We start from the raw sequence: 19,853 nt of genomic DNA, 5'->3' as shown, positions 1-19,853 counted from the left end.
TTTCGACGGGCACCGCTTCAACCCTTCGGCGTGCCCCCGTCCCGGCACCTCATGTCCTCTCGATCGCCGCGCCAAGTGCGGCCATGAGCGGCTCGAACGCAGGAAAGGACGTGGCGATCGGCGCCCCGTCATCGACGGAGACCGGCTTCTGCGCCGCCAGCCCCAGCACCAGAAAGGACATGGCGATGCGATGGTCAAGGTGGCTCAGCGTGGTGGCGCCACCCGGCACCCCTCCGGCTCCTTGGCCCGTGACAATCCACCAGTCGGGACCGTCCTTCACCGTCACACCGCTGGCGTGCAGTCCCGCAACCATCGCGGCGATGCGGTCGCTTTCCTTGACGCGAAGTTCCCTGACCCCGCGCATCACCGTATCCCCTGTTGCATTCGCGGCCACCACCGACAGAATGGGATACTCGTCGATCATCGACGCGGCGCGTTCGGGGGGCACCTCAACACCCGCCATGTCCGGGGAGTAGCGCGCGCGCAGGTCTGCCACCGGCTCCCCCCCTTCCTCGCGCAGGTTTTCGTAGGTCAGATCGGCCCCCATCTCGCGCAGCGTGGTGAACAGGCCCGCGCGGGTCGGGTTGAGTCCGATCCCCGGCACCAGCACATCAGAGCCGGGCACGATCAGCGCCGCGCAGACCGGAAAGGCGGCCGACGAGGGATCGCGGGGAACGTCGATCACCTGCGGACGCAACTCCGGCTGCCCGGTGAGAGTGATCACGCGGCCCTCGTCCGTGTCTTCGGTGACGATCTGCGCGCCAAAGCCTGCCAGCATCCGTTCGGTGTGATCGCGGGTGGCTTCCCGCTCGATCACCTGCGTCTGCCCCGGGGCGTTCAGCCCGGCCAGAAGCACCGCCGATTTCACCTGCGCAGAGGGCACCGGAACGGCATAACGTACCGGAACGGGATAACGCGCGCCTTCGATGGTCATCGGAAGCCGCCCACCCGCACGCCCCACCGCACGCGCCCCGAAAAGCGCCAGAGGATCGGTCACCCGCGCCATGGGGCGTTTGTTGAGGCTCGCATCGCCCGTGAAGGTCGCCGTGATCGGACTGGTCGCCATCGCCCCCATGATCAACCGCACGCCCGTACCGGAGTTGCCGCAGTCGATCACGGTTTCGGGCTCGGCAAACCCGCCGACGCCCACGCCGTGCACATGCCATGTGCCGCCCTCGTCGCGCGTCACCTCGGCTCCGAAGGTGCGCATCGCCTCGGCGGTATCGAGCACATCCTGCCCTTCCAGAAGCCCGGTGATCCGGGTCTGTCCGACCGCCATCGCCCCGAGAATGAGCGCGCGGTGCGAGATCGACTTGTCGCCCGGGATCTGCGCCTCGCCCACAAGCGGACCGGAGGCGCGCGCGGTCATCGGAGTCGGAGGGGTGTGGGCGGACATGGGGCGCATCCTTCAAGAACGTTTCGCGCGGATGCTGTTAGCCTATGGGATGCGCTGCGTCCATGGCGCGTTTTGCCCATTGGTCGTGCGTCGATGCCTTGACCGCGCGCATTGGTTCGGGCAGGGGCATCGCCCATGCGATACGACACGCTCATCCTTGGCGCCGGGGCGGCCGGTATGATGTGCGCCGCCCATTCGGGCGGGCGGGCGCTGGTGATCGACCACGCCAAGGCACCGGGTGAAAAGATCCGTATCTCGGGCGGGGGGCGCTGCAATTTCACCAATCTGCATTGCACCCCAGGGGAGTTTGTCGGCAACAACCCGCATTTTCACAAATCCGCGCTAAGCCGTTATACGCAATGGGATTTCATTGACCTTGTGAACCGCCATGCGATTGCCTGGCACGAAAAGACGCTTGGGCAGCTATTTTGTGACGGATCCGCGCGCGAGATCATCGCAATGCTGCGCGAGGAGATGGCGCGCGCGGGCGCCGATCTCTGGCTTCAGACGCGGCTCGCGGATCTGACCCACAGTGAGGGGGCGTTCACCGCCACGCTCGAACGCGACGGAGTGCGGCAGATCGTGACCGCGCCCAACCTCGTGCTGGCCACGGGTGGCAAGTCGATCCCGAAGATGGGGGCGACGGGTCTGGCCTATGACATCGCGCGACAGTTCGGCCATGAGGTCACGGATATCCGGCCGGGGCTGGTGCCGCTGACCTTTCCCGAAGGGCGGTTCAAGCCGTTGGCCGGGGTTTCCCTGGATACCTGTATTTCGAACGAAAGAGCCGCGTTCCAAGAGGCGCTCCTGTTCACGCACCGCGGGATCTCCGGCCCCGCAGTGCTGCAAATCTCATCCTACTGGCGTGAGGGGGAGGAGATCTTCGTGGATCTTCTGCCCGATACCGGGCTGTTTGACACACTGCGCGCAAGACGCCGGACGCACGGGCGGCGCAAGCTGATCAACGAGTTGGGCCACCTCCTGCCCGCCCGTCTGGTGGAGTATCTGGCACCAGACCTCGGGCTGGAGGGGAACCTCGCCGATCAATCCGACACGGGCCTGCGCGACCTTGAGAAAGCATTGAAACACTGGAGCTTACGCCCCGGCGGATCGGAGGGATACCGCACCGCCGAGGTCACGCTTGGCGGTATTTCCACCTCGGGCCTGTCGTCCAGAACGATGATGTCGAACACCCTTCCCGGGCTTTATGTGATTGGTGAAGCGGTTGATGTAACAGGCTGGCTCGGCGGGTATAATTTCCAGTGGGCCTGGTCGAGCGGCCATGCCGCCGGACGGGCCATCCGCGACAGGCTGCGCGGCGCGTAGCCGTCAGAGCCGCGATGTGACCTCGGCGATGAAATCATCGCCGCGCTGTTCGAAATTGTCGTATTGATCGAAGCTCGCCGCCGCCGGAGCCAGCAGAACCACGTCGCCCGGTTCCGCCTCGGCCATCGCACGTTCCACGGCGCGGGACATCGTGGTGCAGACCTCCGTCTCCACCCCCTTGAGCGCCATGGCGAACCCCGCCGCCTCTCGTCCGATCACGTAGGCCTTGACCACGGACCCGGTTGCCGCGAGCAGCCCGTCAAGCCCGCCCTCCTTTTCCAGACCGCCGCAAATCCACCGAATTTTTCCGAACGCTGACAGCGCCTTGGCGGCCGCATCCACATTGGTCGCCTTGGAGTCGTTGACATAGGTGACATCCTTGTGCCGCGCGATGATCTGGCTGCGGTGTGGCAAGCCGTCAAAGCTCTTGAATCCCGCCTCGATCACCTTGGGCGCCAGCCCCAGCGTGCGGCAGACCGCATAGGCGGCGCAGGCATTCTGATGGTTGTGGGCGCCGGGCAATCCGGGGATCGCGCGCAGGTCGATGCTGCCGACCTGCCGGGATTTGCGGTATTCCGACAGGAACCCCTTGCGGGCGAAAATCTGCCAGCCGGGCCCGGTGAGCTTGCGCGCGGCGGAGATGCGGATCAGGCGTCTGTCGCCCGGTCCCTCGGCCATCTGACCGGCGAGAAACTGGCCCTCGGCCTCGTCCACACCGACCACGGCGCGGTCGGGGCCGCCTTCGGAAAACAGCCGCCGCTTGGCCGCGAAATAGCCGCCGATGCCGCCATGCCGATCCAGGTGATCGGGAGAAAAATTAGTGAAAACAGCAACATCCGGAGTAAGGGCGCGCGCCAGTTCGGTTTGGTAGCTGGACAGCTCCAGCACCACAACCTCGTTTTCCACTCCCGGATCGAGATCGAGAGCCCCGCGCCCGATATTGCCGGCAATCTGCGTCGGGCGGCCCACGGACTCCAGCACATGATGGATCAGCGCGGCAGTCGTGGATTTACCGTTGGAGCCGGTCACGGCCACGACCTTGGGCGGCACGTCGAACTCGTCCCAGCCGGGGGCCGCGAAGGACAGAAAAAACAACCCGATGTCGTTGTCCACCGGCACACCGGCCTCTTGCGCGGCGGTGACAACCGGGTTCGGCGCGGGGTAGAGATGCGGGATTCCGGGGCTCACGATGAGCGTCGCCACCCCCTCGAACGCATTGTTTTGCAAAAGGTTTTCGCAGGCGAACCCCTCATCCTCGGCATGGGCGCGGGCATCGGGGTTGTCGTCCCAGCAGACCGGCAGCGCCCCGCCTTCGCGCAGCGCGCGCGCCGCGGCAAGTCCCGAGCGCCCCAGCCCCAGAACCGCCACTTTCTGCCCGTCGAATCCGGTGACCGGAATCATTACATCCCCCTTCGTGTTGCGGCCCGGCGACTATGGCGTCCGGGCGCCGATTTGCCAAGCGGGCGGCCGGCGGTTGTTAACCTTTGGCCCCTGGCGCGTCCATTGCGTGCAAAGACTTTGTTCATAAGGGTTAAGCGCCAAAACCCGCTGTCTGTATCATGTCGGTATCACGTCGGTATTGCGTCGGTATCGAATCCCGACAACCCCGGTGGTTACCCCGGCGCGCGTTGCATTGAGCGTATATCCGCCGCGCTTTACCGCACCTTGAGCGTGGCCAGCCCGATCATGGCAAGGATCACCGCGATGATCCAGAAGCGGATCACGATGGTCGGCTCGGCCCAGCCCTTCTTTTCGTAATGGTGATGGATCGGCGCCATGAGAAAGACGCGCTTGCCGGTGCGTTTGAAATAGAGCACCTGAATGATCACCGAGAGCGCCTCGACCACGAAAAGGCCGCCCACGATACCCAGAACCAGCTCGTGCTTGGTGGCCACGGCGATGGCCCCCAGCGCCCCGCCAAGCGCGAGAGAGCCGGTATCGCCCATGAACACCGCCGCCGGCGGCGCGTTATACCACAGAAAGCCGAGGCCCCCGCCGAACAGGCCGGCGCTGAAGATCAGGATCTCGCCGGTGCCGGGCACGTAATGCACGTCGAGATACTCGGTGAAGTCCACCCGCCCCACGGCATAGGCGATCACACCCAGCGTGCCGGCCGCGATCATCACCGGCATGATCGCAAGCCCGTCCAGCCCGTCGGTCAGGTTCACGGCATTGGCCGCCCCCACCACCACGAACATGGAAAACGGGATGAAAAAGAAACCGAGGTTGATCAGCGTGTTCTTGAACACCGGCAGCGCCAGTTGAAACTGAAGCGCCTCGGGGTGCAGCATCGTGGCCCAGTAGCCCGCGATCGCGGCGATCACGAACCCCAGCAGAAGCCGGGTGCGGCCCGAAACCCCCTTGCTGTTCTGTTTTGCCACCTTGGCGTAGTCGTCGGCAAAGCCGATCAGACCAAAGGTCACGGTCACGAAAAGCACCAGCCAGACAAACCCGTTGTCGAGCCGCGCCCAGAGCAGCGAGGATGTCAGAAGCGCCCCGACGATCAGAAGCCCACCCATCGTGGGCGTGCCCGCCTTGACGATGTGACCATCCGGCCCGTCGGTGCGGATCGGCTGCCCCTTGCCCTGCGTCCTGCGCAACACGTTGATCAGCGGCGGACCGAAGATGAACCCGAAGACCAGCGCCGTCATGAAAGCGCCCCCCGCCCGGAAGGTGATGTAGCGGAAGAGATTGAAGACATCCCCGCCATCGGACAGGGCGGTCAGCCAATAAAGCATTCAGGCATCCTCATCGTTGGAGTGCGGAGCGGCATGGCCCAGTTTTCGGATCGCGTCAACCACGCGCGCGAGGTCCATCGAAAGAGATCCCTTGACCAGCACACAATCGCCAGCATCGACCAGATGGCGGATGCCCGGCGCCATCGCGGCGCTGTCTTCGCACCATTTGCCGCGCTTTTCAGAGGGCAGCGCCGCGTGCAGGTGGCGCATGAGCGGGCCGACGCAGTGCACCGTGTCGATGCCGGTCATCGCCGGATGAAGCGCGAGCGCCGCGTGCATGGCGGGCGCGCCCTCGCCCAGTTCCTTCATGTCGCCCAGAACTGCGATGCGCCGCCCCTTGCCGATGCGGCCCACGTCATCCTCCACCAGAGCGGCGGCCAGCACCTCCAGCGCCGCACCCACCGAGGCGGGATTGGCATTATACGCGTCGTCGATGAGCTCGAGGTGCAGTTCGGTCTCCACCGGGTCGAGGTGGATCGTCTCGCGCGCGCCGCGCCCGGTAAAGGGCACCCAGCGGCCCAGATCGCCCGCCGCAAGCGCCAGATCGGCACCGAGCGCATCGGCAGCGGCCAGCGCGCCAAGCGCGTTGAGTGCGAAATGGCGGCCCGCGCTGCGGACCTTGAACAAAAGTGGCTCTCCGCGTGCCTCGGCGCGGGCGATGGTCGTGTTGCCGCGCAGCGTGACATCGCACAGGCGCCATGCCTCCGCGGTCTCACCGAAATCGGCGAGCCGCGCGCCAACGGCGCGGGCCTTGTCCCGGAGAATGGACGCCGTGGGAATGTCGGTGTTGAGCACGGCCACCCCGCCCTTCTCCAACCCGTCGAGGATCGCGGCCTTTTCACGGGCGATGTCCTCGACGCTGTCGAAGGCTTCGAGGTGGGCGGCGGCGACGGTGGTGATCATCGCCACATGCGGGCGGGCAAGTCGCGAGAGCGGCGCAATCTCTCCGGGGTGGTTCATGCCGATCTCGATCACCGCGAAATCTGTGTCGCGCGGCATGCGCGCCAGCGTCAGCGGCACGCCCCAGTGGTTGTTGTAGCTCGCCTCGGCGGCATGGGTCCGGCCCTGTCCGGCCAGAATGGCGCGCAGCATCTCCTTGGTGGAGGTCTTGCCGACCGATCCGGTGACAGCGACGACGCTGGCGGTGCTGCGGGCGCGGGCGGCGCGGCCCAGAGCCTCCAACGCGGATTGCACGTCGTCGACCAGCAGGAGCGGCGCGTCCCCTGTCACCCCCTCGGGGAGATGCGAGACCAGCGCGGCGGCGGCGCCGTTGTCCAGCGCCTGCGCAACGAAATCGTGCCCGTCGCGCGCGGCCCGAAGCGCGACGAAGAGATCGCCGGGCTGTAACGTGCGGCTGTCGATGGAGACTCCGGTGGCGGACCAGTCGCCCACGGCCCGCCCGCCGGTGGCGGCAGCAGCCTCCGCCGCGGTCCAGAGTGTCATGCCAGCCTCCCGTCAAGGGCCATCACCGCGACGCTGGCCTGTTCGCCATCGTCGAACGGCAGGGTGTCATCCCCCACGATCTGCCCTGTTTCATGCCCCTTGCCGGTGATCAGAAGCGCGTCGCCGGGCCCCAGCGCATCGACGCCGCGCAGGATCGCCTCGGCCCGGTCTCCGACCTCGATCGCCTCGGGCGCGCCGAGCATCACGGCGGTGCGGATCTCGGCGGGATCCTCGGTGCGCGGGTTGTCGTCGGTCACAAGGACCATATCGGCATGTTCGGCCGCCGCCCGCCCCATCAGCGGGCGCTTGGTGGCGTCGCGGTCGCCGCCCGCACCGATGATGGCGATCAGCCGACCCATGACATGCGGGCGCATGGCGGCCAGCGCGGTGGCGATGGCATCGGGGGTGTGGGCGTAATCGACAAAGACCGCCGCGCCGTTGGCGCGCGTGGCCGCAAGCTGCATCCGCCCGCGCACGGTCTGCACCTCGTGCAGGGTCTCGAACACCCGTTCGGGCGCGGCACCGCAGGCGATGGCCAACCCCGCGGCCAGAAGCACGTTCTCCGCCTGGAACCCGCCGATGAGATCGAGCCGCGCCTGATAGTGGCGTCCGCGAAAGGCAAAGCGGATATCCTGCCCGGTGGCGTCGAACCGCTGCGCCTCGAGTTGCAGGTCGGCGTCGCGGTGGCCGATGGTCAGCACCTCCAGCCCGCGCCCGCGCGCAATGGCGGCCATGTCGGGACCACGCAGCCCGGCGATGTTGATCACCGCCATGGCGTCCTCGGGCAGAACACGATCGAACAGCCCGGCCTTGGCCTTGAAATAGGCGTCGAAATCAGGGTGATAGTCGAGGTGGTCCTGCGAAAGATTGGTAAACCCGGCAGCGCGCAGGTGAACGCCGTCAAGGCGGCGCTGTTCAAGCCCGTGGCTCGACGCCTCCATCGCGGCGAAATCCACGCCGGCGGCGGCGGCTTCTGACAGGATGCGGTGAAGGGTGACGGGGTCGGGGGTGGTGTGGCGCAGCGGCGCGGTGAAATCGCCCTCCACCCCGGTGGTGCCGATATTGATCGCCTCAAGCCCCAGCGCCTGCCAGATCTGGCGCAGGAAACTGGCCACGGACGTCTTGCCGTTGGTGCCGGTCACGGCGGCCATGATGCCGGGCTGCTGCCCGAACCAAAGCGCCGCGGTATAGGCGAGCGCCTGCTGCGGATCTTCGGCCACGACAAGCGGCGTGCCCGCCTCCGCCAGCTCCCGCTTTGCGATGCGGGCGCCTTCGGCATCGGTCAGCACCGCCGCCGCGCCCATGCGCAGGGCGTATTTGATATAGGCCCCGCCATGTTCGCGCGTGCCGGGCATGGCGGCGAAGAGAAACCCCTCCTTCACCTCCCGACTGTCGAGCGCAAGGCCGGTGATCGCGGGGTTGGCCCCTCGCGATGCCGTCAGGCCAAGCTGCGAGAGTGTCTGTGCCGGGAGCGTCATGGGGGGCGGCCTGTCTGATGGTTAATTGGACGTGAGCGTTATATCAGCCAATTGCCCCGGTTCAACGTCAGGACGCAAGCCCAGAAGCGGCGCGATCCGCCCGATGATCTCGGCGGCGACGGGCACGGCGGTCCAGCCCGCGGTGCGGCGCGGCTCCGGCCCGGAGGTCTCCACCGGCTCATCGAGCGTGACGACAAGGACATAGCGCGGATCGTGGGCGGGGAAGATCGAGGCGAAGGTGGCGATCACCTTGTCCTCGTGATAGCCGCGCCCGGTCTCCAGCGGCTTGTCGGCGGTGCCGGTCTTGCCGCCCACGGCATAGCCCGGAACATCCCCAAAACTGGCCGTTCCCTCGGTCACGACGCGGCGCAGCATCCGCCGCGCGTTGGCCGACGTCGCCTCGGACATCACGCGCGGCCCGTCCTGCGGCGCATCGCGTTTGAGCAGCGTCGGCACGACCCGCCGCCCGCCATTGGCCACCGTGGCATACCCCGCCGCAAGATGCAGCGGGCTGGCCGACAGCCCATGACCGTATGAGACGGTCATGGTCGAAAGCTCGGACCATTTGGACGGCAGAAGCGGCTTGATCCCGGCCGCCTCGACCAGTTCCAGCGAGGTGGGATCGAAAAAGCCCAGATCGCGGAAGAAATCCTGTTGCCGCTCCGCGCCGATCTCCTGCGCGACGCGGGCGGTGCCGATGTTGGAGCTTTTCACGATCACCTTGTCGAGCGTCAACTCGGAGCCGTAGTTGCGGAAATCGCGGATGCTGTACTTGCCCCAGCGCAACGGGCCGGCGGTGTTGATCATGGTGTCGGGCGTGGCGATCCCCAGGTCCATCGCCTGCGCGGCGGTGAATATCTTGAAGGTGGAGCCAAGCTCATAGACGCCCTGCACCGCACGGTTGAACAGCGGGCTGTCGGCGGCGCCGGTGGATGGCGGAAGGCGCGGGCGGTCGTTGGGGTCGAAATCCGGCAGCGACGCGAGCGAGATCACCTCGCCTGTGCGCACATCCATCAGCACCGCCGCCGCCCCGCGCGCGTTCATCAGCTTCATGCCCCCGGCCAGCACCCGTTCGGTCGCGGCCTGCACCGTGAGATCGAGCGACAGCGTCAGCGCGCGGCTGCCATTGGCCGGGTCGAGCAGCACCTCGTCAAAGTATTTTTCCACCCCGGCGACGCCGACCACCTCTGCCGCGCGCACGCCCTCGCGCCCGAAGCGGGTGCCGCCCATCACATGCGAGGCCAGTTTGCCGTTCGGGTAAAGGCGCATCTCACGCGCGCCAAAGAGCAGGCCCGGCTCGCCGATGTCATGCACGGCCTGCTTCTGTTCGGGGCTGATTTTCTTCTTTATCCACAGGAACTTGCGCTTTCCCGTGAAATCTCCGAGGAGGCGTTCTTCATCGAGGTCGGGGAAAATGCGGGCCAGTTCACGCGCGGCATTCCCCGGGTCGATCATTTGCGGCGGTTGGGCGTAAAGCGCGAAGGTTTCCAGATTGGTCGCCAGAATCCGCCCGCGCCGGTCCACGATGTCGGCACGCTGCGCGCGGATCTCGGCCCCCTGGCTGGAGGCGCGCGGCTCTTCGGGGACAGAGGCCGCCAGCATGCCCATGCGCCCGCCGATCACCACGAAGGCGCAGAGGAACATCGCCGCCAGCACCAGAAGACGACCCTCGGCCCGTTCGCGGGTGCGATCGCGCATGTCCTCCTGGCGGCGGCGGATATTCTCGTGCTCGATCGCATCGGGGCTTTCGCCGCGGTCGCGGGCGCGCAGAATTCTGGCCAGCGGTCGAAGGGGGGTGCGGATCATCGGCCCTCCTCCACGCCGGAGACATCGACCGAATTGCGCAGGTCAAACTGTGGCTTTCGTGCCGGCTCCGGCGGAAAGCCAACCTGATCGACCTGTCCGAACTGGCTCGCCCCCAAGGGCAGAAGCTGCAAGGTGTCATAGTTCAGTTCCGCAAGGGACCGCAGGCGATCGGGCCGGTTGAGATAAGCCCACTCGGCCCGCAGCACCGCCAGCCGGGCGCGGGCGGCGCCGATCTCCTGTTGCAGGCGCTCGCTCTCGGCCACGGCACGCTGAGTCAGGTAGTTCTCGCGGTAGGCCCAGAAGGCCAGCGCGATCACAGCACAGGCGGAGAGGATATAGACAAGGCTGCGCATCAGCGTTTTTTCTCCATGATCGGCATCCCGAGACTGCGCGGATCGACCGTGCCCGCGGGGGCATCGGTTCGGCGCGCCACCCGAAGCTTGGCCGAGCGGGCGCGCGGATTGGCGACGATCTCGTCTTCGTCGGCAGTGATCGCCTTGCGATTGACAAGGTCGAAGGCGGGCGTCGTCTCCTGCTGCGGCGGGGCGTGGCGGCTTCCACCGCCCATCCGGCCCGCGCGCATCTGCAAGAAGCGTTTGACCATGCGATCCTCGATGGAGTGGAAGGTTACGACCGCCAGCATCCCGCCCGGTTTCAACGCCCGTTCGGCGGCCATGAGACCGCGAAACAACTCCCCGTATTCGTCGTTCACCGCGATCCGCAGCGCCTGAAAGCTGCGAGTGGCGGGGTGGATCTGTCCCGGCTTGGGGCGCGGCAGGCAGGACTCCACGATCCCCGCAAGGCGCAGGGTCGTTTCGATCGGCGCCTCGGCGCGGGCGCGCAGGATGGCGCGGGCGATGCGGCGGCTGGCGCGTTCCTCGCCATAGAGATAGAGAATGTCAGCCAGTTCGCCCTCTTCGGCGGTGTTCACGATCTCGGCGGCGCTTGGCCCGCTTTGGGACATGCGCATGTCGAGCGGCCCGTCACGCTGGAAGGAAAAACCACGGTCGGCCTGATCGAGCTGCATGGAGCTGACCCCGAGATCGAGCACAACCCCGTCCAGATCGGTGGCATAGTCATCCATTTTCGAGAAGACGCCTGTCACCAGTTCGATCCGCCCGCCATAGGCGTCGATCCAGTCCACCGCCATGTCAAAGGCGAGCGGGTCGCGGTCCACGCCGATCACGCGGTCCGCCCCGGCGTCGAGCAGCCCGCGCGCATAGCCGCCGGCGCCGAATGTGCCGTCAAGCCATGTGCCATGCACCGGCGCCACCGCCTGCAGGAGCGGGCCGAGAAGGACGGGAAGGTGCGAGTTCGCGGAGGGGGATGCGGCGGCGGCCATCGCTTAGCCCTCCGACTGCTGATCCAGGAAGATGAGCGGATCGAAGTCGTCGGGCAGCTCTTCGAGCCATTCCTCGGTACGGGCGAGTTCCTCCGTCTCGTAGGTTTCGGGCTTCCAGATCTGAAAGGTGTCACCGGCGGCGATGAAGAACGCCTCGCCCTCGAGCCCGATCTTGGCGCGCAGTTTTGACGGCAGCACAAGGCGGCCAGTCTCATCGACATTGGTGGGATAGGACAGGCCGTGAAACAGCCGTTGCAGCATCTTGCGCTCTTTCGTGCCGCGCGGAAGGGCGTCGATCTTGCGGTCGACCTCTTCGATGGCCTCGATCGTGTAGCATTCAAGGTAGTTGCGGCGATGATCGCCATAGACGATCACAAGCTCGGGACTTTCACCGGGGGTCCAGTTGGGATCGGCCGCTTCGAGCACACGACGAAACGAGGCCGGGATAGACACCCTGCCCTTGCTGTCCACCTTGTGGTGGCTTTCGCCTCTGAACCTGCGCGCCACTGTCAGCCCGGTCCTTTTTCCCTGCCGCCCCGAGGTTTGCCCTCTTTGAATGAAAACGGCGGGTTGAGCTGCTGCCACTGCTCAACCCGCCGCCCTCGTCCCGCCATGCGGGGTGTCCGACTGCGCGCGCCACCTGGGGGGATGTCTGCTCGCCCGCGCGCCGGATCTCTTCGTTTCGGTGAAAGCGGGGCCTGTATGAAACCTGACTTGGGAGATTTTCGGGGTCTTGGCTGCCCCTTTGTTCCCGTCTCACCTTGCATAAAGGGATGACATGGGAATTCATGGAAATCAACGAAAAAATGGCCTATCGGTCGCAAGATATGGTTTTTCACCCCCTAGAAGAACAAGGTTTAGAGGATGATTTTTGGCGATAGACACACTCCCTTCCCAATTCAGACGCCAACCCTACTATATTTAGCGTCTGAATAGCTGACCTATAAAATTCCCATGTTTTCCCGATAACTCTACCATTCACGCGAGATCTCGGACCAATCACACTCGTATGAGGGGGCAGATTCAGCGATTTTCGGCTGAATCGGGTGATTCGACAGCAGAATCACGCGTGGCGCCAAGGAGCTGGCCCATGAATTCCCGCGTCTGCCGCGATTTCCCGTCAGCGCCGGCCCCGCGCGGCATTCCCCTTCCCCCGTGCGCGATCGCGTGCTAACCGTGGGGCAAAGAAATTGTTCAAATATGGCCGATATGTCCAATACAGAAACAACCATTCCGAACGAGACCAGCCCCCCCGACTATACCGTGCCGCCCGTGGTGCGCGCGCTGGCGGTGCTGCGCCATATCGCGGCGGGCAACCGCTGCCGCAATTCCAGCCGCACCGCCAAGGCCATCGGGATCAACCGCACCACGCTGATCCGGCTTCTGGCGACGCTTCAGGCCGAGGGCATCATCGAGGAGATCCCCGACGAGGGCGGCTATCGCCTTGGCACCGGGCTGATCGCGCTGGCCGCTGCCGCGCTGAGCGAGCGCGGCATCATTCAAGTGGCGCGGCCCTATCTCAAGCGGCTGGTCGACGAGTTGGGCCTGTCGGCGCATCTGGGCGTGCGCGAGGGGCAGGAGATCGTCTATCTGGCCCGCGAAACGCCAGTGTCGCATCTGGCCAGCACGGTGCGCGAGGGCACGCGCCTGCCCGCCCATGCCACCACCATCGGGCGCATCCTTCTGGCCGAGTTGCCGCCCGGCGCGCTGCGCGATCTCTATCGCGGGCAGGCGCTGGAAGCCTATACCGACAAGACGCGCACCACCCTCAAGGAACTCGAGGCGCAGCTTGCCGGGGATCGCGCGCGCGGCCTGTCATGGAGCGTGGCAAATTTCGAGCCGGAGATCGGATCGGCAGCGGCGGCGGTCTATGATCATCAGGGTCACGCCATCGCCGCGATCAATGTCACCGGCCACGCCAGCATCTTCGCCGAAGGCGGCGAGCAGGTGGACCGGATCGAGGCGACGCTCCGTCAGACGGCGCGCGACGTGTCGGAGGCGATGGGCTATCGTGGCTGGTCCGCCGATCAGATGTAGGTGTAGCCGAAGCTCATCCCGAAGTCGGACGTCAGAAGCGCCGCGTTACCCCGCGTCGCGCCCCGCAACCAGAGCCGGCCATGCACCTGTGTGTCCGACAGGTCGGCCGCCTCGGGCAGATGGGCATGATCGCACCACAGCCCGCCAAGCCATTCCCCGCCCCGGAAACTCACCGGGCCCTGGCTCTGCACGTTCTGGAGTGAGAAATTGCCGTAGCAGGTGGTGCCGGAAAAATCCGCGCCTTCGGCAAAGCGGGCATTGTCAAACCGCCCGATGCCACGAAAATCGACGCGGGAAAAACGGGCGGGCCCGTCGAACACCGAATCCTCGAACCTTGCGTCATTCATGAAGCAGGCGCCGGAAAACTCCGCCGCCGCGCCGAAACGGCAGCCGCCGAACCAGCATAGCCCGTCAAAGCGCGCGCACGTGGCGTCGATCCCGTCGGGAAACGCCGCGCCGGTGAAATCCACCCCGGCCACGGCAAGCCCCGCCAGATCAAGCCGCCCCTCGCAGGTGATCCCGCGTAAATCGGTATGCACCCCGTGCCGCCACGGTTGCGACAGGGTCTGGCGTAGCTCGCCCGCGCGCATCACGCGGCCTCGCCCACGGTGTCCTGTGCCATCTCGATCACCGCCTCGGCCCATGGAAAGGCCAGATCCTCTGCCATGTCGGCGCCCGAGGCATCATGCGCGATGCGATCACCGATCTGGTTGGCGCCATGCGCGGCCATCAGCTCGGCCAGCCGCTTCGGCCCGTGGTTGAACGTCTCGTCATACTCGCTGTCGCCCATGCCGAAGATCGCGAAGTGGATCGCCGAAAGGTCCGGCTTTTCGGCCTCCATCACCTCGGCGAAGGGCTGCGCGGAGGCGGGCAGTTCCCCGTCGCCATAGGTCGAGCATATCAGCAGGTAAAAGGTGTCGGGGGCGAAATCGGCGGGGGCGAAATCGGCCAGGTTATGACAGTCCACCTCATTCGCGCCTTCAAGCTCGGCAGTGAGGTCTTCGGCCAGCATTTCGGCATTGCCGGTTTCCGTTCCGTAGAGGATGGCGAGTTTCATGGCGCGTCTCCGTGATCTTTGCGCGCGATGGAGAGCATCGCGTCGCGGGTGGCAATCTTGCTGCGGCAGCGGCCCGGACGGGCCGTGGCGGTTTCGGCGGAGTCGATTCGTGTCCAGCCGGTGTAATCGGTCACATCGGGCAGAGCGGCAAGCACCGCCGCCCCCTGTCTGGACGGGTCCGGGGCCAAATCGGTAAGGATCGCCCCGGCCAGCGCCTGCGCATCGGCGCGGTTGTCGGGGATGGTGCCGCGCGGGCCGCGCCGGAACCATCCGGCGGCGTAAAGGCCGGGGGCCAACACGCCGGCCTCCGCATCCGCAGCAAGGCTCACGAGCGCATCGCGCGGCAGATCGGCGGCGGGATCGAACCCGATCGCGGTCAGAACGCTGGAGCAGGGAAGCGTTTCCTCACCGGCGGGGCTGGTGAAATGTACCGCCTCGGCCCGATCCGCCCCCTCCACCCCCAGCGGGGTGAGGCCGAAGCGGAAGGTGACGCGGCGCGGGCCGGTGGCGATTCCGTCCAGCGCGAGGAGCGCGTCGATCTTCTTCTGCTCGGCGGGATCATCGCTTGCGCCCGCGCCAATCACCCGGATCGTCACGCCCGCGAGCTTCGCAAGCTCCTTGATCATCACCGCGTCGAATTTCGCCTGCGCGGCGGGGGACCGTCCGGTGATCGTGATCTCCTCGATCGCCTGCCGCTCAAGCCACTTTGTCGGCCCCGCGCCCAGATCGGAGCCTTCAAGCTCCTCGGGTGTCTTGGCCAGAAGGCGCAGCAGGTCGATGGCGACATTGCCGTTACCGATGATCAGCGGGCGCGGGCCAAGATCGGGCAGCGCATCGGCGTCGGGATGCTCATAAAGCGAGCGGGTCAGCCGCCCGGCGCCGATCACGCCCGGCAGATCGCTCCCGGGGATACCGAGCGGACGATCCACCGAAAGCCCGGCGGCCAACACCACCACGTCATAGGCCGCGCGCAGCGCGTCGAGCGTGATCGCCTCGCCCACGGCGACATTGCCGAAAAACCGCGCGCCCTGCCGTTCGAACAGGCGGGCGAACTGCCGCGTGACCCCTTTCGTGCCCTGATGATCGGCGGCCACCCCATAGCGCACGAGGCCATAGGGCACCGGCAGCCGGTCGATCAGATCCACGATCAGATCGGGCTGCGCCTTGAGCAGCGCCTGCGCCAGATAGCAGCCGGATGGCCCGGCGCCGACGATGGCGACCTGTCCGCTCATGTCGCCCTCACGGTATCGGCGGCCCAGGGGTGCGGCGCGCCGGTCATATCGGTATAGAAGCTCTTTTGCGCCATGTAGGCGCGCAGCCCCTGCCGCCCCTTCTCGCGTCCGGTGCCGCTGTCGCCCTCGCCGCCGAAGGGGGTGGAGATGGAAAACTGCTTGTAAGTGTTGTGCCAGATCGTGCCGGAGCGGATCGCCCGGCCCACGCGCCATGCCTTGCGGAAATCGCTGGTCCAGATGCCGCAGGCGAGGCCATAGTCGTTGTCGTTGGCCTGCGCGATCACGTCCTCCTCATCGTCGAAGGGCAGCACGGCGAGCACCGGGCCGAACACCTCCTCGCGGCAGATGCGGTCGGTGTTCTTTACCCCCGCAAGGATGGTGGGCAGGTAATAGCTGCCGCCCGCATAGGCATCGCCCTCGGGCGCGGCACCGCCGCACAGAAGCTCCGCCCCCGCCTCCAGCGCGGCGGCGACATGGGCGGCCACCTCTCGGCGGTGGTCCTCGTGTATGAGCGGCGCGACCTGCGTGGCGGCGTCGAACGGGTGACCGACGCGAAGCGCCCGTGTCGCGGCCACCAGCCGGCCCACGAAAGTGTCATAAACGCCGCGCTGCACGAACAGCCGCGAGCCTGCGATGCAGCTTTGCCCCGAGGAGGAGAAGATGCCGAACAGCACCCCGGCCAGCGCCAGATCCATGTCCGCGTCGTCAAAGACGATAGTGGGCGATTTGCCGCCCAACTCAAGGCTCACCGGCATGAGCTTCTCGGCGGCCTTGCGGGCGATCATCCGGCCGGTGGACGTGCCGCCGGTGAAGCTCACCCTCGCGATGTCGGGATGCTCCACCAGAAGGTTGCCGATCTCACGTCCGGCCCCCGGCAGGACGGAGAACAGCCCTCGGGGAAGACCCGCCTCCTCGACGATGCGCGCCAGTTCCAGCGCCGTGAGTGGTGACCAGGAGGCGGGTTTGAGAAGCACGGCGTTTCCGGCGGCCAGCGCCGGGGCGACCTTCTGCGCGTCAGAGGCGATCGGCGAATTCCACGGCGTGATCGCGGCGACAAGGCCGAGCGGTTCATGCACCGACAGGGTCAGGCTGTCGGCGCGCTGCGCGGTCAGCTCGTCATCCATCGTCTCCAGCACCGCGCCATAGTAGCGGAAGGTGCCCGCCGCCGAGGCCGCGAGCGCTGCCGTCTCGCGCAGTGTCTTGCCGGTGTCGCACGACTGGATCATGGAGATACGGTCGATATTCGCCTCGATCCCGTCGGCAATGCGGTAAAGGTGGCGCGCACGCTCATGCGGTTTCAGGACGCGCCAGGCGGGATCGGCCTGCACCGCTTTGGCCCGCGCGATCGCCTCTTGTCCGTCGGCGGCGGAGGCGCCGCGCAGCACGCGGTTCACGCGGCCATCGGCGGGAAAGACCGATGTGATCTCCGCCCCTGTCCCCTCGCGCCATTCACCGGCAAGGAAAAGCCGCCCATCGGGCAGGATGTCGTCGATCTGATCCATTTTCATAGTATCACCGGCATCATTCGGTTTCGGATTTCACGGAGCACGGAATAGCCCGTCGCAAGGCTCGTCCTGGCGTTGCCCGCCGATGGCTTGTTCTCGATCGTCATGGTGTAATTGGCGATGCCGGAGCGCACCTCGTAGCTGTGCAGATTGCCCGATGCTGCCGGATCGGCGATCAGTTCCACCCGCGTGGCATCAAGCCCCGGCCCGGCCAGCGCCAGCGTGGCGGCCACATTGGCGTTCTTGGGAAAGGCGCGCGCCGCCTCGCGCGCAGTGCCGGTGAAGATCGGCGTGGCGTGCGTGACCGCGTCGAGGTCAATGGCCTGCGCCGCCGGGGTGCCAGACCACGCCGCGGGCGGCTTGATTCCGCGATAGGTCAATTCCACCTCTCCGCCGCCGGAGAGCGCCGACAGAAGGTCGATCCCGCCCACGGCCCCGGCGGGCAGGATGAGATGCGCGCCCCCGGCCTCGGCGGCGGCGCGCAGCCGGTCATGCAGCGCATCGTCGGCCAGCGCCCCGACGGAGACGAGCACCACGTCGATGCCCGCGCGCAGCAGGGCGGGCACATGCGCGGCGGCGCCCGCGTGCCCGGCGCATTCGACCACCAGATCGGGGCGCGCGTCGGCCAGCGCTTGCGCCTGTGTGACCACCTGCGCCGCGATGGGCTGATCGGCCAGTGCTTGCGCCGTGCCCTCCTGCCGTTCGGGGCGCACCAGAAGCGTGATCCGCTCCGGGCACGGCCCTTTCGGCGCGGCGAGCATCGTCACAAGCTGCTGCGCGATATTGCCGTATCCGATGATGCCAAGATGCATGCGCTACTCCGTCTTTCCGGCGGCCCCGGCGGGCGGGCCGGCGAAGGCTTCGGCGAAGGGGCCGATGGCGCACATGTCGACCTCAATCACCGAGGGGCCGTCGGCGGCCATGGCCTCATCGAGCACACTGGCAAAGGCCTCCACATCATCCACCCTGCGGTGCGGCATTCCAACCGAGGCGCAGAAGGTCCCGAATTCGGGCACCGCGACCTTGGAATAATGGCGGCGGCTGTCATATTGCGCGTCCTGGATGTTCTGGATCACGCCATAAGCCTGATCGTTCATCAGCACATAGACCAGTGGCGCGTTCTCCTCGACGGCGGTGATCACCTCGGCAAGGCCCAGCATCGCGCCGCCATCGCCCAGAAGCGTGACCGCCTTGCAGTTCTCGCAGGCCAGCGCCGCGCCGATGCCCATCGACACGCCCTGCCCGATTCCCCCACCGAGCGCGTGAACGCCCTGCCTCGGATCGGCCAGTTGCACATAGCGGTTGCCGAACGTGGAATTGGAGATGGTCACATCGCGCACCCAGATATGCCCGCCCTCGGCCACCTTGGCCGACAGCGCGTCGGCAATCACCCGGTAGGGGCCAAGCTGGCTGCGCATCCGGCCCTCGGCCTGCGCGCGGGCGCGGGCGATGTCGAAGGGCAGATCGGGATCGGTGCCAAGCGTGTCGGGCAGGCGATCCAGCAGACGGCGCAGCGTGTCGGCGGCGTCGCCATGGGCGAAGATGTCCACCGGGTAGTTGCGACCGCCCTGGCTGGCCTCGGCGTCGATCTGGATCAGCGGGCGCGGCAGCGGCAGATTGTTGTTGCGCGTCTCGTTGCCCCGCAGCCGCGAGCCGACGACGAGCATCAGATCGCAGGTAGCGTAAAGCTCCGCCGCCTCGGGCACCATGTTGAACGCGCCAAGCGTGGCCGATTCCGCCTCCGAGACAACCGCGCGGCCGTTGGTGGAGGTGACGACGCCAACCCCCCGGCGCATCAGTTCGGTCGCCTCCGCGCTGGCGCCGCGCGCCCCGCCGCCCAGCCAGATCATCGGGCGCCGCGCGCCCGTGAGCCGTGCCGCGATCTCGTCGATCACGGCGTCGGACGCGCGCGGACGCACCGGCTCTGGCGCGTGGACGTGATCGGGCATATGCGCCGGGCCGCGTTGCACATCGACGGGGATCTCAAGGCTGACCGGCCCGCTCGGCGCCGACAGCGCCGAGGACACGGCGGCGGTCAGCGCGCCGATGGCGCCGCCCGCGTCCCACATCCGGTAGACCGCCTTGCTCACCCCGCGCAGCATCTGCGGCTGGCGCGGCACGTCATGGATCGCGGCGCGGTCGCGGTCGGCATAGGCCAGATCCACCTGGCTGGTAATATGCAGCACCCGGCTTCCGGCGGTCAGCGCCTCGGCCTGCGCGCCCGCCGCGTTTCCGGCGGCGGTGCCGGTGGAGGTCATGCAGACCCCCAGATGCCCCGACACGCGGGCATAGGCGTCGGCCATGTTCATCGCGCCCGCCTCGCCGCGCGCGGGCACGAAGCGAATGCGCCCCTGTCGCGCGACAGCATCGAGGATCGGCATGTTGTGGATCGAGATCACGCCGAAGATGGTGGTGACGCCGATATCGGCCAGGTAGCGGGCGATGAAATCGCCAACGGTCCCGGTCTTCTGGATGGGGTCGTGTTTCATGGAC

At 66.8% G+C, this 19,853-nt stretch carries 17 protein-coding genes; 2 read left to right on the top strand and 15 right to left on the bottom strand.

The genetic code is table 11. The features are described from left to right. Window positions 1-49: 49 nt before the first annotated feature. Entirely contained in the window at window positions 50-1,396 is a 1,347-nt protein-coding gene (aroA, locus tag BMW66_RS14180; RefSeq protein ID WP_175483255.1) for a 3-phosphoshikimate 1-carboxyvinyltransferase, read from the bottom strand. A 135-nt stretch (window positions 1,397-1,531) separates the two neighbouring features. On the opposite strand from aroA, the gene BMW66_RS14175 reads away from it, so the two are divergent. Beyond that, window positions 1,532-2,722 carry a BaiN/RdsA family NAD(P)/FAD-dependent oxidoreductase gene (locus BMW66_RS14175; RefSeq protein ID WP_093119469.1) on the top strand — a complete coding sequence of 397 codons (1,191 nt, stop codon included), beginning with the start codon at window positions 1,532-1,534 and terminating at the stop codon, window positions 2,720-2,722. 3 nt (window positions 2,723-2,725) lie between these two features. On the opposite strand, the gene murD is transcribed toward BMW66_RS14175, so the two are convergent. The 8 genes from murD to mraZ form a co-directional block, all read right to left on the bottom strand. Continuing rightward, complete coding sequence (gene murD, locus BMW66_RS14170; protein WP_093119467.1) at window positions 2,726-4,123, bottom strand: UDP-N-acetylmuramoyl-L-alanine--D-glutamate ligase; 1,398 nt, start codon at window positions 4,121-4,123, stop codon at window positions 2,726-2,728. 254 nt (window positions 4,124-4,377) lie between these two features. Then, a complete protein-coding gene (mraY, locus tag BMW66_RS14165; protein WP_093119466.1) occupies window positions 4,378-5,460 on the bottom strand; it encodes a phospho-N-acetylmuramoyl-pentapeptide-transferase in 1,083 nt (360 codons plus the stop codon). Further along, window positions 5,461-6,903 carry a UDP-N-acetylmuramoyl-tripeptide--D-alanyl-D-alanine ligase gene (locus BMW66_RS14160; protein ID WP_093119464.1) on the bottom strand — a complete coding sequence of 481 codons (1,443 nt, stop codon included), beginning with the start codon at window positions 6,901-6,903 and terminating at the stop codon, window positions 5,461-5,463. It abuts the gene before it with no gap. Beyond that, window positions 6,900-8,381: a UDP-N-acetylmuramoyl-L-alanyl-D-glutamate--2,6-diaminopimelate ligase gene (locus tag BMW66_RS14155; protein ID WP_093119463.1), complete on the bottom strand. Its 1,482-nt coding sequence runs from the start codon at window positions 8,379-8,381 to the stop codon at window positions 6,900-6,902. Before BMW66_RS14155 ends, BMW66_RS14160 begins: the two co-directional genes overlap by 4 nt. 21 nt (window positions 8,382-8,402) lie before the next feature. Further along, window positions 8,403-10,187 carry a peptidoglycan D,D-transpeptidase FtsI family protein gene (locus BMW66_RS14150; protein WP_093119462.1) on the bottom strand — a complete coding sequence of 595 codons (1,785 nt, stop codon included), beginning with the start codon at window positions 10,185-10,187 and terminating at the stop codon, window positions 8,403-8,405. Next, entirely contained in the window at window positions 10,184-10,540 is a 357-nt protein-coding gene (gene ftsL, locus BMW66_RS14145; protein ID WP_175483254.1) for a cell division protein FtsL, read from the bottom strand. The genes BMW66_RS14150 and ftsL overlap by 4 nt, the downstream gene beginning before the upstream one ends. Next, window positions 10,540-11,529, bottom strand: coding sequence for a 16S rRNA (cytosine(1402)-N(4))-methyltransferase RsmH (rsmH, locus tag BMW66_RS14140; protein WP_093119460.1), 990 nt, complete (start codon window positions 11,527-11,529; stop codon window positions 10,540-10,542). The genes ftsL and rsmH overlap by 1 nt, the downstream gene beginning before the upstream one ends. Window positions 11,530-11,532: 3 nt before the next feature. Next, complete coding sequence (gene mraZ, locus BMW66_RS14135; RefSeq protein WP_093119458.1) at window positions 11,533-12,036, bottom strand: division/cell wall cluster transcriptional repressor MraZ; 504 nt, start codon at window positions 12,034-12,036, stop codon at window positions 11,533-11,535. Window positions 12,037-12,738: 702 nt separating this feature from the next. Between mraZ and BMW66_RS14130 the strand changes: the two genes are divergently transcribed. Next, on the top strand, window positions 12,739-13,566 hold the full coding sequence (locus BMW66_RS14130; protein WP_093119493.1) for an IclR family transcriptional regulator: 828 nt from the start codon (window positions 12,739-12,741) through the stop codon (window positions 13,564-13,566). Here BMW66_RS14130 and BMW66_RS14125 read toward each other — a convergent pair. Genes BMW66_RS14125 through BMW66_RS14100 form a run of 6 tightly spaced genes read right to left on the bottom strand, consistent with a single transcriptional unit; the run spans window position 13,557 to window position 19,849 of the window. Next, window positions 13,557-14,156, bottom strand: coding sequence for a pentapeptide repeat-containing protein (locus tag BMW66_RS14125; protein ID WP_093119457.1), 600 nt, complete (start codon window positions 14,154-14,156; stop codon window positions 13,557-13,559). The two genes, BMW66_RS14130 and BMW66_RS14125, sit on opposite strands and share 10 nt — an antisense overlap. Then, window positions 14,156-14,623, bottom strand: coding sequence for a flavodoxin domain-containing protein (locus BMW66_RS14120; protein WP_093119455.1), 468 nt, complete (start codon window positions 14,621-14,623; stop codon window positions 14,156-14,158). Before BMW66_RS14120 ends, BMW66_RS14125 begins: the two co-directional genes overlap by 1 nt. Next, window positions 14,620-15,855: an FAD-dependent oxidoreductase gene (locus BMW66_RS14115; RefSeq protein WP_093119454.1), complete on the bottom strand. Its 1,236-nt coding sequence runs from the start codon at window positions 15,853-15,855 to the stop codon at window positions 14,620-14,622. The genes BMW66_RS14120 and BMW66_RS14115 overlap by 4 nt, the downstream gene beginning before the upstream one ends. Beyond that, window positions 15,852-17,363, bottom strand: coding sequence for an aldehyde dehydrogenase (locus tag BMW66_RS14110; RefSeq protein WP_245729488.1), 1,512 nt, complete (start codon window positions 17,361-17,363; stop codon window positions 15,852-15,854). The genes BMW66_RS14115 and BMW66_RS14110 overlap by 4 nt, the downstream gene beginning before the upstream one ends. Next, window positions 17,360-18,172 (bottom strand): aspartate dehydrogenase, encoded by an 813-nt coding sequence (locus BMW66_RS14105; protein ID WP_093119452.1) that lies wholly within the window; start codon window positions 18,170-18,172, stop codon window positions 17,360-17,362. Before BMW66_RS14105 ends, BMW66_RS14110 begins: the two co-directional genes overlap by 4 nt. Window positions 18,173-18,175: 3 nt before the next feature. Next, on the bottom strand, window positions 18,176-19,849 hold the full coding sequence (locus BMW66_RS14100; protein ID WP_093119451.1) for a thiamine pyrophosphate-binding protein: 1,674 nt from the start codon (window positions 19,847-19,849) through the stop codon (window positions 18,176-18,178). Between the last annotated feature and the right edge of the window lie 4 nt (window positions 19,850-19,853).

Origin of the sequence: Salinihabitans flavidus (assembly GCF_900110425.1) — a bacterium.
GTDB lineage: Bacteria > Pseudomonadota > Alphaproteobacteria > Rhodobacterales > Rhodobacteraceae > Salinihabitans > Salinihabitans flavidus.
Note: the sequence above shows the minus strand (reverse complement) of the source record. Positions and strands in the feature narration are given on the sequence as shown.